This is a genomic window from Nonomuraea sp. NPDC050786 (genome assembly GCF_040654115.1).
Classification (GTDB): Bacteria; Actinomycetota; Actinomycetes; order Streptosporangiales; family Streptosporangiaceae; genus Nonomuraea.
The window spans coordinates 387,213-401,379 of the sequence record NZ_JBFAHJ010000002.1 but is presented as its reverse complement, the minus strand read 5'-3'; the positions used below and the strand labels follow the sequence as shown (position 1 = coordinate 401,379).

At 71.6% G+C, this 14,167-nt stretch carries 15 protein-coding genes and 1 riboswitch; of the genes, 12 read left to right on the top strand and 3 right to left on the bottom strand.

The features are described from left to right. Positions 1-141 precede the first annotated feature (141 nt). Positions 142-305: riboswitch (cyclic di-AMP (ydaO/yuaA leader) on the top strand. Between the two features lie 73 nt (positions 306-378). The 4 genes from AB0H84_RS06240 (at position 379) to AB0H84_RS06225 (ending at position 4,261) form a co-directional block, all read left to right on the top strand. Further along, a complete protein-coding gene (locus AB0H84_RS06240; RefSeq protein ID WP_357598904.1) occupies positions 379-894 on the top strand; it encodes a C40 family peptidase in 516 nt (171 codons plus the stop codon). Between the two features lie 114 nt (positions 895-1,008). Beyond that, positions 1,009-1,797: a hypothetical protein gene (locus AB0H84_RS06235; protein WP_357598901.1), complete on the top strand. Its 789-nt coding sequence runs from the start codon at positions 1,009-1,011 to the stop codon at positions 1,795-1,797. Between the two features lie 62 nt (positions 1,798-1,859). Then, positions 1,860-3,131: a M48 family metallopeptidase gene (locus AB0H84_RS06230; protein ID WP_357598898.1), complete on the top strand. Its 1,272-nt coding sequence runs from the start codon at positions 1,860-1,862 to the stop codon at positions 3,129-3,131. 8 nt (positions 3,132-3,139) lie between these two features. Then, the gene (locus tag AB0H84_RS06225) at positions 3,140-4,261 is read left to right on the top strand and encodes a glycosyltransferase family 4 protein (protein ID WP_357598895.1); all 1,122 of its coding nucleotides are present in this window, start codon (positions 3,140-3,142) and stop codon (positions 4,259-4,261) included. Positions 4,262-4,269: 8 nt separating this feature from the next. On the opposite strand, the gene AB0H84_RS06220 is transcribed toward AB0H84_RS06225, so the two are convergent. Continuing rightward, complete coding sequence (locus AB0H84_RS06220) at positions 4,270-6,015, bottom strand: AMP-dependent synthetase/ligase (protein ID WP_357598892.1); 1,746 nt, start codon at positions 6,013-6,015, stop codon at positions 4,270-4,272. Positions 6,016-6,118: 103 nt separating this feature from the next. On the opposite strand from AB0H84_RS06220, the gene AB0H84_RS06215 reads away from it, so the two are divergent. From AB0H84_RS06215 to AB0H84_RS06185, 7 genes are read left to right on the top strand one after another with little or no spacing between them, the layout of a single operon-like run. Continuing rightward, positions 6,119-6,886 (top strand): metallophosphoesterase, encoded by a 768-nt coding sequence (locus AB0H84_RS06215; RefSeq protein ID WP_357598889.1) that lies wholly within the window; start codon positions 6,119-6,121, stop codon positions 6,884-6,886. 57 nt (positions 6,887-6,943) lie between these two features. Next, positions 6,944-7,381 carry an SRPBCC family protein gene (locus AB0H84_RS06210; protein WP_357598886.1) on the top strand — a complete coding sequence of 146 codons (438 nt, stop codon included), beginning with the start codon at positions 6,944-6,946 and terminating at the stop codon, positions 7,379-7,381. A gap of 1 nt (position 7,382) precedes the next feature. Then, a complete protein-coding gene (locus AB0H84_RS06205) occupies positions 7,383-8,543 on the top strand; it encodes an ArsA family ATPase (protein WP_357598883.1) in 1,161 nt (386 codons plus the stop codon). A 42-nt stretch (positions 8,544-8,585) separates the two neighbouring features. Beyond that, positions 8,586-9,020, top strand: a complete 435-nt coding sequence (locus AB0H84_RS06200; RefSeq protein ID WP_357598880.1) for a DUF5304 family protein — start codon at positions 8,586-8,588, stop codon at positions 9,018-9,020. A 15-nt stretch (positions 9,021-9,035) separates the two neighbouring features. Further along, positions 9,036-9,968 (top strand): ROK family glucokinase, encoded by a 933-nt coding sequence (locus tag AB0H84_RS06195; protein WP_357598877.1) that lies wholly within the window; start codon positions 9,036-9,038, stop codon positions 9,966-9,968. A gap of 55 nt (positions 9,969-10,023) precedes the next feature. Beyond that, the gene (locus AB0H84_RS06190) at positions 10,024-10,713 is read left to right on the top strand and encodes an endonuclease/exonuclease/phosphatase family protein (protein ID WP_357598874.1); all 690 of its coding nucleotides are present in this window, start codon (positions 10,024-10,026) and stop codon (positions 10,711-10,713) included. 37 nt (positions 10,714-10,750) lie between these two features. After that, positions 10,751-11,863, top strand: a complete 1,113-nt coding sequence (locus AB0H84_RS06185) for a hypothetical protein (RefSeq protein ID WP_357598871.1) — start codon at positions 10,751-10,753, stop codon at positions 11,861-11,863. 195 nt (positions 11,864-12,058) lie between these two features. On the opposite strand, the gene AB0H84_RS06180 is transcribed toward AB0H84_RS06185, so the two are convergent. Beyond that, the gene (locus AB0H84_RS06180) at positions 12,059-12,502 is read right to left on the bottom strand and encodes a hypothetical protein (protein ID WP_357598868.1); all 444 of its coding nucleotides are present in this window, start codon (positions 12,500-12,502) and stop codon (positions 12,059-12,061) included. Positions 12,503-12,548: 46 nt separating this feature from the next. Continuing rightward, complete coding sequence (locus AB0H84_RS06175) at positions 12,549-13,307, bottom strand: alpha/beta fold hydrolase (protein WP_357598866.1); 759 nt, start codon at positions 13,305-13,307, stop codon at positions 12,549-12,551. A gap of 148 nt (positions 13,308-13,455) precedes the next feature. On the opposite strand from AB0H84_RS06175, the gene AB0H84_RS06170 reads away from it, so the two are divergent. Then, a complete protein-coding gene (locus tag AB0H84_RS06170; protein ID WP_357598864.1) occupies positions 13,456-14,166 on the top strand; it encodes a lysophospholipid acyltransferase family protein in 711 nt (236 codons plus the stop codon). Position 14,167: the final 1 nt, after the last annotated feature.

The following is a 14,167-nucleotide window of genomic DNA, read 5'->3' as shown; positions in this document are numbered from 1 at the left end:
TGATCTTTACAGCGCATGTCTCGCTTTGCTGTTTCTTGACGGTTCCGCATAGCTTCTGGCGTCGTCGCGTTGAACAAGCCATGTCCTCCGCGCCCTGAAGATCCGCCGGTTGCCGCCCCTATCCCCGTTTCACCTTGATCGGGCGGTGACCTGCCGAGTCCGTGCAGCCAGGAGGCACGGAGCCGGGGACCCAGCGATCCCAGTAGTCCCCAGGGATCAGGGGTGAATCGGCGCCAGTCGCGCCGTAGGGCTACTTCCAGGCCCGAACCCGTCAGCTAACCCGGTAGGCGTTCGTGGAAGTCCCAAGGAGAAATCCTGTCTACGTCCCCGCATAACCCCCGTCTGTCCCGCCTTGCCCTGAGTGGCGCAGCGCTCACGATGACCGTGACGGCCGGAGGTGTGGTCCTCCATGCCCCGACGGCTCAGGCGGCGACGAACACGGCCGCTTCGGCGGCCACGGCGGCCACGGCCGCCCGCACCTCGAAGTCGGCCAGGGCCGCGGCGCTCAGAGCGGCCAAGGCCGCCCGGCAGAAGTCCAAGGCCCGCAAGGCCGTCGCGGTGGCCAAGCACCAGATCGGTGACCCGTACCGGTACGGAGGCACGGGTCCTGGCTCGTTCGACTGCTCCGGCCTCGTCCAGTACGCCTGGAAGAAGGCCGGCGTGCGGATCCCGCGCGTGGCGAGCAGCCAGTTCGTCCGCATCAAGAACAAGGTCTCCTGGCGGCACCTCAAGCCGGGCGACCTGATGTTCTTCAGCGGGCTCGGCCACGTGGGCATGTACGTCGGCAAGGGCAAGATGGTCCACTCGCCGCGGACAGGCGAACGGGTACGCATCGACAAGCTGAGCAGATGGCGCAAGGCGTCCTTCGTCGGCGCCGTCCGTCCCGGCATGTGACCGAGCCCCCCGCCCGAACGCGTTTCGGGCGGGGGCTCGCTCTTTTGCGCTGAAGTCTCCGTGGGCCGACTACGATCGGGCGTCGTGTCCGGGTGGGTGAGTCGAAGGTTGGCGATGGTCTCCATCGCGCTCCTCGCTCTCGCCCCCGCCGCCGCCCCCACCCTCGATGCGCCGATCCTGCCGCCGCAGGCCCGCGGGCTGTGGCGTGACGGTGCGGTCGTGATCCACGGAGCGCGCTCCGTCGTCGTCGGCCACCACGCCCCGGAGGGCGAGCTCCACGAGCTCGCGCGCCGGGCCGACGCGGCAGGGCGGCGGGTCTCGGTCGTGCTCGGCCGGCCGGTACGACCGCTGATCGTCGTCCCCCGCTCCGCCGCGGAGGCCGCCCGGCTGGCCGGGGTGGGACAGGTCGACGGGCTGGCCGCGCTGGCCGACGGCGGCCGGGTGATCGTCGTCCCCGAGCTCTTCGCCAAGCTCAACCCCACCGGCAAGGACGTCGTACTCGCTCACGAGCTCACCCACGTCGCCGCGGGCACCGACCACCTGCCCGTCTGGCTCTACGAGGGGTTCGCCGACTACGTGGGGTACCGCGACTCCGGGCTCCCCGTGCGGACCGCCGCCGCCGAGCTCGCCGCCGAGGTGCGTTCCGGGCGGCTCCCAGGGGAATTGCCCGGACCTGCCGCTTTCGCGGCCGACGGTCGGGACCCCGTACGGCTCGCGCGGGCGTACCAGGAGGCCTGGCTGGCGTGTCGCTTCCTCGCGGACCGGTTCGGTGAGGGGACGCTGGTGAGGCTCTACCGTGATGCCCGGGCAGCCGGCGTCGATCGGGCGCTCGCCGCGCTCGGGCTGTCCGCGGCCACGCTGACCGCACGGTGGCGCGACTACGTGCGGGACCAGCTCGCGTGAGGGAGAGGAGCGGCGTGGACGTTCACGCTCAAGGGGGGCAGGGGCATGGGGAAGGTATCTCCGTGAACGGGGACGGAGCGCGTGAGGCCGCCGGCGGGCAACGGCTGAGGCGGCAGGCGGCGGTGGCGGCCGTGGTGCTCGCCCTGATCATCCTGGCCGTGGCCGCCTTCAGCACGCCCTGGCGCCTGCTCGCCTCCGGGCCGCCGGACCCCGCGCGTGACTTCACCGCCGCGCAGATCGCCAGGGCCGAGGCGTTCGACGCGGCCACCACCGTGCCGAGCTACCTGTCGCTGGCGCTCACGCTCCTCCTCGCCGGTCTGCTCGTGGCCACCCCGCTCGGCGCGAAGGCCGTGGGCTGGCTCAAAGGCCCGTGGTGGATACGCGTGGTGCTCGGCGTCGTCGTCATCACCGTCATCGTCGAGCTGCTCAAGCTGCCGCTCGGGATCTGGTTCGAGACGATGCTGCGCGGTTACGGCCTGTCCACCCAGGACTGGGGGGCCTGGGCCGGTGACCGGCTCAAGAACATCGGCGTCGAGACGTTCATCCTCTGCCTCATGCTCCTCGTGCTCATGGCGCTGGCCCGCAGGATCAAGCGCTGGTGGATCCCGGCCGCCGCCGGGGCCTTCGCGCTGACGGTGGCGATGTCGTTCATCTATCCGGTGGTGTTCGAGCCGCTGTTCAACGACTTCACGCCCATGCGGCAGGGCGCGCTCCGCGCGAGCCTGCTCGCCATGGCCCAGCGGGACGGCGTGCCCGTCGAGGACGTGCTGATCGCCGACGCCTCGCGCAGGACGACGGCGCTCAACGCGTACGTGTCCGGCTTCGGCGCCACGCGCCGGATCGTCGTCTACGACACGCTGCTCAAGGCCCCGCTGCGGGAGGTCGAGCTGGTCGTGGCGCACGAACTGGGCCACGCCAAGCACAACGACGTCCTCTACGGCACCTTGATCGGCGCCCTGGCCGCCGCTCTGGGCGCCATGCTGCTGTTCCTGGTCTTCGACCCCGTACGCCGCCGCACGGGCGTCACGTCGATCGGCGACCCCCGCGCGGTCGGCGCGATCATGGGGTTGATGACGCTCGGCTCGCTGATCATGGGTCCGGCCCAGAACCTGGTCAGCCGGCACATCGAGGCCAGGGCCGACCTGCACGCGCTCGACCTCACGCGCGATCCGGCCACGTTCATCGCCATGCAGAAGCGCTTGGCCGTCACCAACGTTTCCGACCTGTCGCCGGATGCGGTGGAATATGTGCTCTATGCCTCCCACCCTTCGACACCTGAGCGCATCGCCATGGCCCGCGCATGGGCCAAGGTGAACGGCGTCCCAGTGCAGTGACAGGGGCGGTGGATTCCAGTGCGGAGTCGGGTGCCGGGGGCAAGGTGCTCATCGTCACGAACGACTTCCCGCCGAGACCTGGCGGCATCCAGTCGTTCGTGCACGGCCTCGCCCTGCGGACGCCTGGCGTGGCCGTCTACGCGCCCGCCTGGCCGGGCTGCGAGGAGTTCGACGAGCGCCAGCCGTACCCGATCGTGCGGCATCCGACGCGGCTGATGCTGCCGACCCCGGCCGTCGCGCGCAGGGCGGCCCGGCTGGTGGCCGAGCACGGCGCGCGGACCGTGGTGTTCGGCGCGGCGGCGCCGCTCGGGCTGCTCGCGCCCCGCCTGCGCGCGGCGGGCGCGCGGCGGGTGGTGATGCTCACGCACGGCCACGAGGCCTCGTGGGCGAGCGCGCCGGGCTTCCGCGCGGCGCTGCGCAGGATCGGCCGGCACGCCGACGTGGTGACCTACCTGGGCGAGTACACCCGCCAGCGCCTGGTCGCCGTCATCCCCCCGGAGAAGCTGGTACGGCTCGCGCCCGGCGTGGACGTCACCCTGTTCCACCCCGGCGCGCCCAAGGCCCGGCTGGGCCTGGACGGCAGGCCGGTGGTCGTCTGCGTGTCGCGCCTGGTGCCGAGGAAGGGCCAGGACCAGCTGATCAGGGCCTGGCCCGAGGTGCTGCGGGCGGTGCCGGACGCGGTGCTGCTGCTCGTGGGCGGCGGGCCGCACCGCGGCAGGCTGGAACGGCTGGCGGCGGGGCGGGAGTCGATCAGGTTCACCGGCACGGTGCCCGCCGCCGCGCTGCCCGGCTACTACGCGGCCGCCGACGTGTTCGCCATGCCGTGCCGTACCCGGTGGAAGGGGGTGGACGTGGAAGGGCTCGGGATCGTGTTCCTGGAGGCGTCCGCCACCGGGCTGCCGGTGGTGGCGGGCGCGTCCGGCGGCGCGCCGGACGCCGTGCGGCCCGGCGAGACCGGGCTGGTCGTGGACGGCGAGGACGCGGGCGAGGTCGCCCAGGCGATCGTCGAGCTGCTGGGCGACCCCGACAAGGCCCGCAAGATGGGCGCGGGCGGGCGTGACTGGATCGCCCGCGAATGGGCGTGGGACCACGTGGCCGCCCGGTTCCGCACCCTCCTCCAGGCGCCCTGAGCGCCGGGCTACTTCCCGTCGTAGAGCTCGTCGATCTCCTTGGCGAAGTCGCGCATGACCAGGTTGCGCTTGACCTTCAGCGTGGGCGTCAGGTGCCCGCTGTCCTCGGTGATGTCGTTCTCCAGGATCAGGAACTTCTTGATCTGCTCGGCCTTCGACACCTGCAGGTTAGCCCGGTCCACCGCCGCCTGGACGTCCGCCAGCACCGCGGCGTCCTTGCGCAGCTCCGCCACGGCGGATCCGGCGGGCACGGCCTCGGGGTCGAGCGTGATCAGGGCGGCGACGAAGGGGCGGCCGTCGCCGACGATCATGGCCTGGGAGATCAGCGGGTGGGCGCGCAGCGCGTCCTCCAGCGGCCCGGGGGCGACGTTCTTGCCCGCCGCGGTCACCAGGATCTCCTTCTTGCGCCCCGTGATCCGCAGGTAGCCGTCGGCGTCCAGCTCGCCGATGTCGCCCGTGTGGAACCAGCCGCCGTCGTCGATCGCGTCGGCGGTGGCCTCGTCGTTCTTCCAGTAGCCGTGGAAGACGTTCCTGCCCTTGGCCAGGATCTCCCCGTCGTCGGCGATGCGCAGGGTCACGCCGGGCAGCGGCTTGCCGACCGTGCCGATCTTGTTGGCGTACGGCATGTTGACCGTGCACGGTCCTGTGGTCTCCGTCAGGCCGTACCCCTCGAAGACCTCGATGCCTACGCCCCTGAAGAAGTGGCCGAGCCGCTCGCCGAGCGCGCCGCCGCCGGAGACCGCGGCCGAGAGGCGGCCGCCCGTGGCCGCGCGGAGCTTGGCGTAGACCAGCCGGTCGAAGAGCGCGTGCTTCAGCCGGAGCCCGAGCGGCGCGCCGGCGGCGGAGGCGCGGCTCGCGTCCATCGCCACGTCCACGGCGCGGGCGAAGATCTTGCCCTTGCCGCCCGCGATGGCCTTCTGCTCGGCGCCGTTGTAGACCTTCTCGAACACCCGGGGCACGCCCAGCAGGAACGTGGGCCGGAAGTCCTGCAGGTCGGGGGCGACGTTCTTCATGTTGGGGGTGTGCGCGATGACCGCGCCCGCCTCGAGCAGCACCACCTGGATGATCCGGGCGAGGATGTGCGCCAGCGGCAGGAACAGCAGCGCCGCCGGGTCCTTAGTGGCGAACAGCGGCTCCAGCGGGCCGCGCAGCACGTTGAGCGCGGTGAAGAGCAGGTTGTCGTGGGTGATGCGGCAGCCCTTGGGACGTCCGGTGGTGCCCGAGGTGTAGACGACCGTGGCGAGGTCGGCGGTGACCACCTGTTCGCGCCGCTCGTCCACGTCGGCGTCGGAGACGTCGCCTGTGTCCAGGGCGCCGTCGATCCGCCAGACCTGCTTCAGCTCGGGCGCGGCCTCCCTGACGGTCTCCTCGTGCTCGTCCAGCTCGACGAAGACCGCCTTGGCCTCGCTGTCGGACAAGATCCACCGGACCTGCTCGGCCGAGGACGTCTCGTAGATCGGCACGGTGACCGCCCCGACCGTCCAGACGGCGTAGTCGACCAGCGTCCACTCGTACCGGGTGCGCGACATCAGCGCGACCCGGTCGCCGCGCGAGATCCCCGCCGCGATCAGTCCCTTGGCCACCTCGACCACCTGGTCGCGGAACTCCGACGCGGTGACCGCCGGCCAGCCGGCGCCGCTCTTGCGGCGCATCACCACGGCGCCCGGCTCCTGCTCGGCCCGCCGGAAGACGATGTCGGACAGGCTGGCGGAAGCAGGCACATCGACCAGGACGGGAACGCTGTACTCGCGCACGGATCAAACTCCTCTTCGGGGACCGCCTGGACGTTACCGCGTCAAGTTACGGACGGGTAGTCTCAACGCTCACGCTAGCAGCCGGACATTTAAGATTTGCTCCATGAAGGTCCATGTCGTCAGCGACGTCCACGGCAGAGCCGACGCGTTGGCCAGGGCGGGCGACGGCGCGGACGCGCTGGTCTGCCTGGGCGACCTGATCCTCTTCATCGACTACGACGACCACGCGCAGGGCATCTTCCCCGACCTGTTCGGCGCGGAGCAGGCCGCCGAGTTCATCGCGCTGCGCACGGCCAAGCGGTTCGACGAGGCCAGGGCCATGTCCGCGCGCCTGTGGGCCACGCTCGACGGCGACCCGCGCGAGCACATCGAACGCCGCGTGCGCTCCCAGTACGAGACCCTCTTCGCCGCCATGCCCACCCCGGCCTACCTGACGTACGGCAACGTGGACCTGCCGCGCCTGTGGGCCGACTATCTCCGGCCGGGCCTCCAGGTGCTCGACGGGGAGGTGGCGGAGATCGGCGGCCTGCGCTTCGGGTTCGTGGGCGGCGGGCTGCGGACGGCCTACCGCACGCCGTACGAGATCGGCGACGAGGAGTACGCCGCCAAGGTCGAGGCGGTCGGCGAGGTCGACGTGCTCTGCTGCCACATCCCGCCGGCCGTGCCCGAGCTGCTCTACGACGTCGTGGCCAGGAGGTTCGAGCGCGGCAGCCAGGCCACCCTGGAGGCGATCAGGCGTACGCAGCCGCGCTATGCCCTGTTCGGGCACGTGCACAACCCGCTCCACGCGCGCGCCCGCATCGGCCGCACCGAATGCGTGAACGTCGGCCACTTCCGGGGAAGGGGCGTCCCGTTCGTCCTCGAGTGGTGACGCCGTCCAACAGGTTGGCTCCATCGCAAGTAGCGGGTTGTGCACTACGGTGGTCGCATGGCTGATCGCACCACTTCGAGCACCACCATCAGCGCAGGCCGGCCCGAGGTCATGGCGGTGATCGCGGACTTCCCCACGTACCCGGAGTGGGCCGGGCAGGTCAAGAGCGCCGAGGTCCTCACCATGGACGGCGACGGCAGGCCGGAGACGGTGCGGTTCGTCCTCGACGCCGGCATGATCAGCGACACCTACACCCTCGGCTACACCTGGCAGGGCGACGACGGCGTGAGCTGGAAGGTGGTCGAGCCGGGGAAGATGGTCTCCGATCTCCGCGGGAGTTACCGGCTCGCCGACACGGGCAGTGGCACGGAGGTGACGTACGAGCTCACGGTCGATCTCAGCGTCCCCATGATCGGCCTGGTCAAGCGCAAGGCGGAGAAGGTGATCGTGGACACCGCGCTCAAGGGCCTCAAGAAGCGCGTCGAAGGTCGCTGAGTTGAGTCCCCGGGTCCTGCTCTTCACGGGAAAGGGCGGCGTCGGCAAGACCACGGCCGCCGCCGCCACGGCCACGCTCGCCGCCAGGCGCGGGCTCAAGACGCTGGTGGTCTCGACCGACACCGCGCACTCGCTGGCCGACGCGCTCGCCGTGGAGCCCGGAGAGATCGCGCCGGGCCTCCACCTCCACCAGGTCGACACGCAGAAGTCGCTGGAGCACCACTGGGGCGAGCTGCAGCAGTACGCCAAGGGGGTGCTGGGCGAGCTGGGCCTCGACGAGATCACCTCCGAGGAGATCACCGTGCTGCCCGGCGCCGAGGAGGTCATCGCCCTGCTCGAGCTGCGCGAGCACGCCCGCGAGGGCCGCTGGGACGTGATCGTGGTCGACTGCGCGCCCACCGCCGAGACGCTGCGGCTGCTGGCCCTGCCCGAGGCGCTCGACTGGCACGTCAGCAGGCTCCTGCCGGTCGGCCGCAAGCTGGTGCGGCTCGTCTCGCCGTTCGTGCGCAGCGTGGCCCACGTCAGCGCGCCCGGCGAGGAGGTCATGAGCGCGGGCGAGCGCCTGCACCGCGGCCTCATGGAGGTCCGCGAGCTGCTCACCGGCGACCACGCCTCGGTCCGGCTGGTGTTCACGCCGGAGTCCGTGGTGCTCGCCGAGGCCAGACGCACCCTCACCTCGCTCAGCCTGTACGGCTACCGCGTCGACGCCGTCATCGCCAACCGGGTCTTCCCCTCCGACGGCGCCGACGAGTGGCGCGCCCAGTGGGCGGCGGCGCAGACGCGGCTGCTGGCCGAGGCGGAGCAGTCGTTCGCGCCGCTGCCCATCCACGTGGTCCCCTACCTGCCCGCCGAGCCCGTCGGCACGGACGCGCTGGCCTCGGTCGGCGAGGCGATGTACGGCGACTCCGACCCGTTCGCCGCCCACGCCGTCGAGCCGCCACTGCGGATGAGCGCCGACGAGCTGGTGCTCGCCCTGCCCGGCGCCGACCGCGGCGACGTCGACCTGGCCCGCAAGGGCGACGAGCTGATCGTCACGGCGGGGCCGTACCGGAGGATCCTGGCGCTGCCCACCGCGCTGTCCCGCAGGAAGATCAGTGGAGCGGCGCTCCGGGACGGCGTGCTGCGGGTAGGTTTCAGCCCGGGGAGCGAATCCGCGTCCTGATGAGTTGAGGAGGATGAGCGACCCCAGAGGCAGGGAGGGCCCATGACCGAGAGCAACAACAGCAGCGACAACGACAGAGACCCGATCGGCACCGTCGCCGACGAGGCGCGCAAGCTGTTCGAGTCGATCCAGGGGCGGGCCACCCGCCAGGTCGGCAAGAGCGTGTTCAACTCGTTCACCGGCGGCGGCGGCCGCCGCGAGCGTGACGTGTGGGAGGAGGCCGTGTCCGAGCCCCACGACGAGTACATCTGCCGCGCCTGCCCGTGGTGCCGGGCCATCGCGGCGCAGCGCGAGTCGGGCGGCGACGTGACCGGGCACCTGATGGCGGCGGGCGGCGAGCTGTTCGCCGCGTTCCGGGGCGCGATCGACGCGATCAGCAAGCCGGCCCCCCGCGGGCCGCGCGACGACCGTGACCGCCAGAACCGCCAGGACCGCCAGGACCGCCACGACAACGTGGAACACATAGATTTGGGATAGGGAGAAAAAGGGGCAATGCTCACGATCGGTGTCGACATCGGCGGGACCAAGGTGGCCGCCGGTGTGGTCGACGACAAGGGTCAGATCGTCGAACACACGTTGAGGCCCACCGCCGCCGACCGTCCCGACGTGGTGGCCGAGACGGTCGCCGACGTCGTTCGCGAGCTGAGCGCGGGCAGGACCATCGAGGCCGTCGGGGTCGGCGCCGCCGGGTTCGTCGACGAGACCCGCTCGATGGTGCGCTTCGCTCCCAACCTCGCCTGGCGCGACGAGCCGCTGCAGAAGAAGATCAGCGACCTCGTCGGCCTGCCGGTCGTGATCGAGAACGACGCCAACGCGATGGCCTGGGGCGAGACCAGGTTCGGCGCCGGGCGGGGCCAGTCCCACGTGGTCTGCATCACGCTCGGCACCGGCATCGGCGGCGGCCTGGTCTTCGACGGTGTCCTCTACCGGGGCCGCTGGGGCATGGGCGCCGAGATGGGTCACATGCAGGTCCTCCCCGGCGGGCGGCAGTGCGGCTGCGGCAACGTCGGCTGCTGGGAGCAGTACGCCAGCGGCCAGGCCCTCGTCAAGGACGCCAGGGAGATCGCCGACGCGCACCCCGAGCAGGCCAAGATCCTCCTCGGGCTGGCCGGCGGCAAGATCGAGGGCGAGGAGGTGACCGAGGCCGCGCGGCTGGGCGACGAGGCCTCGCTGGCCGCGTTCGCCAGCCTGGCCGACTGGCTGGGCCAGGGCATGGCCGACCTGGCCGGCGTCCTCGATCCCGGCTGCTTCATCGTGGGCGGCGGCGTCTCCCGTGCCGCCGACCTGTTCATCGACCGGGCGCGCCAGGCCTTCGCCGAGCGGGTGACCGGCCACGGCCACCGGCCGCTCGCCGAGATCAGGCTGGCCGAGCTGGGCGCCTCCGCGGGGGTGGTGGGCGCGGCCGACCTGGCCAGGCAGCGCTGACGGGCCGGGTGCTGGCGGGCCGGGTGCTGGTGGGCCGGGTGCTGACGGTCAGGTGGTGACGATCAGGGTCGCGACCTACAACGTACGCGGGATGCGCGACAGCGTGCCCGCGTTGACCAGGGTGATCACCGCCATGCGCGCCGACGTGCTCTGCGTGCAGGAGGCGCCCAGGCTCAGGAAGCCCCGGCGCGCCGCCCTGGCCGCCGGGGCGGGCCTGCGCGTCGCCACTCCCGGCCGGGTCGGCGGCGTGGCCGTGTTCGCCGGCCCGCGCGTCAGGGTGCTGCACGCCGAGAGCCACGCGCTGCGGGTCTTCCTCGGGCTGGAGCGGCGCGCGCTCGCGCTCGCCGTGCTGGAGGTGGACGGGGCCCGCCTGGCGGTCGGCTCCCTCCATCTGGATCTGAACGGCCCGGCCAGGGTGCACCACGCCGCCGAGGCCGTGGCGCTGATGGAGCGGGCGGCCGGCCGCTTCGGGGCGACGATCGTGCTCGGCGGCGACCTCAACGAACAGGCCCACCAGCCCGCCTGGCGGTTTCTCGCCGCGCGGCTGGCCGACTGCTACGCCGTGGCGCCCGAGGGCGACGGCCTGACGTTCACGGCCGCACGGCCCGCGCTGCGCATCGACGGCGTGTTCGCCGCGCGCGACGCGCGGGTCGTGTCATGCGGGGGAGCGGACGCCCCTATCGCCGATCTGGCCGCAGCCAGCGACCATCTGCCGGTTATCGCAGAGTTGCGAGTTGGGCACTAACGGGCAAGCCGTGCCCCCCAGCCCGTAGCATTTGCTCATGACCCGTCGCTCTCAGCGGCGTGCGCTCTCCTTGATCTTGGCGACGTCCGTGGCCTTGACGCAGGCCACGCCCGCCGCGCATGCCGAACCTCGCCGCCCCGCCACGATAGAGGCGTGGCAGCAGTCGACCAGCGTGCGCCTCCAGGCCGACGGCTCGCTCTCCGACGTGCTCGCCGTCTCCTCCAGCGACGTGTGGGCCGTCGGGCAGCAGGAGATCTGGGACGTCTGGAAGAACCGCGGCACCATCCGCCACTGGGACGGCAGCGGCTGGTCCGAGGTTCCCGTCCGCGACGCCGCGTCCGCGGGCAACCTGAGCGGGCTGGCCGCCGACTCCGCGTCCGACGTGTGGGCGGTCGGCGACGGGCACGACGGGCTGCCGTACATCGCCCACGGCGACGTGACGGGGTTCGACCGGGTCAGGCCGCAGGGGCTGCGGGCCGGAGACTGGCTCGGCGGCGTCGACGCCAAGTCGGGGCGGGTCGTGGCGGTCGGCAGCCGCGACAAGCAGGGCCTCATCCTCACCGGCCAGGGCAGTTCCTGGACCGTGCAGCAGACCAAGGAGAAGGGCGCGCTCTACGCGGTGGCGAACGGGTTCGCCGTCGGCGACACGGGCGTCGAGCCGCTGATCATGCACTACTCGGGCGGGTCGTGGAAGTCCATGCCGCTGCCCTCGATCCCCGGCGGCTACCTGCGTGACGTGCAGGCCGACAGCGCCAAGCGGGCGGTGGCCGTCGGCGGCGTCTACCGCGGGCCGGGCGACATCTCGCCCCTCATGCTGACCTGGAACGGCAAGCGCTGGCGCGAGCAGCCGCTGCCCGACTCCGCCGCCCGGCTCTACGGCGTGACCGGTGACGGCAAGGGCCGCTACTGGATGGCCGGCTACGACCCGTCGCGGCCCACGGAGCCGTTCATGCTGCGGTGCGAGAAGGGCGACTGCGAGACCATCCGCGGGGTCGCCCAGAAGGACAGGAGCAGCGTGCGGCTCCAGGCGGTGGCCTACCTCGCCGGCAAGGGCGCGGTGTGGGGTGTGGGGCACGCGGTCGACACCCGCGACCGCTACACCGACGTGGTGGAGTCGTTCGCCCCCAAGAGCGTCACCTCGAAGTCCTGACGCCCCGGGGGACCGCCGTCCCGCCTTCCCTTAAAGGAACCTCGGTCACGGCCGGCGGTCCTTCGGCGGACAGGCATGAGCACCGGTTCACGGCGCCGCAGACATCAGGCCAGGGGACCGCACCGCAGACGTCAGGCTGGGCGCGAGGTCAGGGGATGGGCGTCGCGGGCGTGAGGGCCGGGCCGGGGCGGGCGGTCACAGGACGGCGCCGTCGTCCCAGCCCGAGTCGTTGGGGGGCCCGTCGCCCATGCGCACCACCAGCGCCACGAACCCGCCGATGAACGCCGCCACCGCCGTGAACAGCGCCCATCCCTCCATGTGCCAGCTCGCCATCGCGGCGACGAGAAGGTACGCGGGGCCGCCGAACAGCGCCACCCACGCCAGCTTGGTCGTCAGGTCGAGCTTGGGCAGCGGAGGCGGCGGGGGCGGCTCGAAGTGCCCCTCCTCCTCCCCGTCCTCCTCATCCTCGGCGTCCTCGTCGGGCGAGGGCTCCTCGGAGGGTTTCACGACCCGGCGGGTGGGCTCAGGGGGGATGTTCTCGCTGTCCGGCCATGGCTGGTCGGCCGAGTCGCGCTCGGCGGTGTCGTTGAAGGACGCGACGATCTGCCGCCAGACCTCGTCCTCACTCTGGGGCGTCACCTAGATGGGCCTCTCCACAACGATCGCGACTTCCCCCTGGGTGCGATCAGTCCCTCTGCAAGGGTACCGAGGCATGTGTCCGGATGAAGTCGAGGCTCCCGGCAAAGATCCTGTCGGCATCGTTGTCCAGCGTCGCAACATGGTAGCTATCGGTAAGCTCCTCGATCGTGGCCTGCGTGACCTTCTCGCGGATGATCGCCACGCTCGTCGGCTTGACCACGTGGTCCTCCGCGCTGTGGAACACCAGCAGCGGTTGTGTCACCTTCGCCAGGTCCGCCTGCACCAGCGACCATAGCGAGGGCAGCGACGCGGCCGCCTTCACGGGGGTGCGGGCGTAGGCCAGTTCGGTCACGCCGGGCTTCTTGACGTCGTTCGCGACGCCGGCCACCGACGGCACGAACCACCTGATCAGCGGGGCGAGCCTGAGCAGCGGCACGTCGTTGGCGATCGACGGGTTGACCACCACCACGCCGCTGATCGCCGCGCCGTGCACCTCGGCGAGGCGCAGCGCCAGGCAGCCCCCGAGCGACAGCCCCGCCACGAACACATTCTGGCAGCGTCCCTGGAGGTCCGCGAACGCCTTCTCCACCTCGGCGTACCAGTCGTCCCAGCGCGTCCGGTTCATCTCCTGCCACGTGGTGCCGTGACCGGGCTGGCGGGGCAGCGAGACGCTCACCCCGTGCCCGGCCAGGAACTCCCCCCATGGCCGCAGCGACTGCGGGGTGCCGGTGAACCCATGGCAGAGCAGCACACCGACCTGGCCTCCGTCGTGGTGGTAGGGCTCCGCGCCTGGCATGAGCGGCATAACAGCTCCTTGACGGAATTTCATCCCGGAACTGCCCGATCGTCGCACGTTCCGGGGTGTTTGTGCGAGAGCTGATGTAGGAGCATGGCCTTCGGGATGGGAAGATGACTCTGGGTCGCCCGCAACGTGCTGGAGAAGAGGTGCCGGGGTGTTCTACTGGGTGGTCAAGGCCATCTTGAGTCCGTTCCTCCTCGCCATATTCCGGCCGTGGACGGAGGGCGCGGAAAACGTGCCCAAACAGGGGCCCGCGATCCTGGCCGGCAACCATCTGTCGTTCGCCGACCACTTCTTCGGGCCGCTGCAGATCCGTCGCAAGGTCATCTCGCTCGGCAAGGCCGACTACTTCACCGGGCGCGGCATCAAGGGCTTCTTCACCCGCCTGTTCTTCAGCGGCGTCGGCACCGTGCCGATCGACCGCTCGGGCGGCAAGGCCAGCGAGGCGGCGCTCCGCACCGGCCTGCGCATCCTGCGCGAGGGCCACATCCTGGGCATCTACCCCGAGGGCACCCGCTCGCCCGACGGGCGGCTCTACAAGGGCAAGACGGGCGTGGCCCGGCTCGCCCTGGAGTCACGGGCGCCGGTCATCCCGTGGGCGATGGTCAACACCTACGAGATGATGCCGCCGGGGCGGCCGCTGCCCAAGCTCGGCATCCGGCCCGGCGTCAAGTTCGGCAAGCCGCTCGACTTCTCCCGCTACTACGGGATGGAGGACGACCGGCTGGTGCTGCGCGCCGTGACCGACGAGATCATGTACGCGCTGATGGAGCTCTCCGGCCAGGAATACGTCGACAAGTACGCCGCCAGCGCGCGTGTCGAGATGGAGCGCGCCGCGCGCGCGGCTGCCGCCGCCAAGAGCTGAC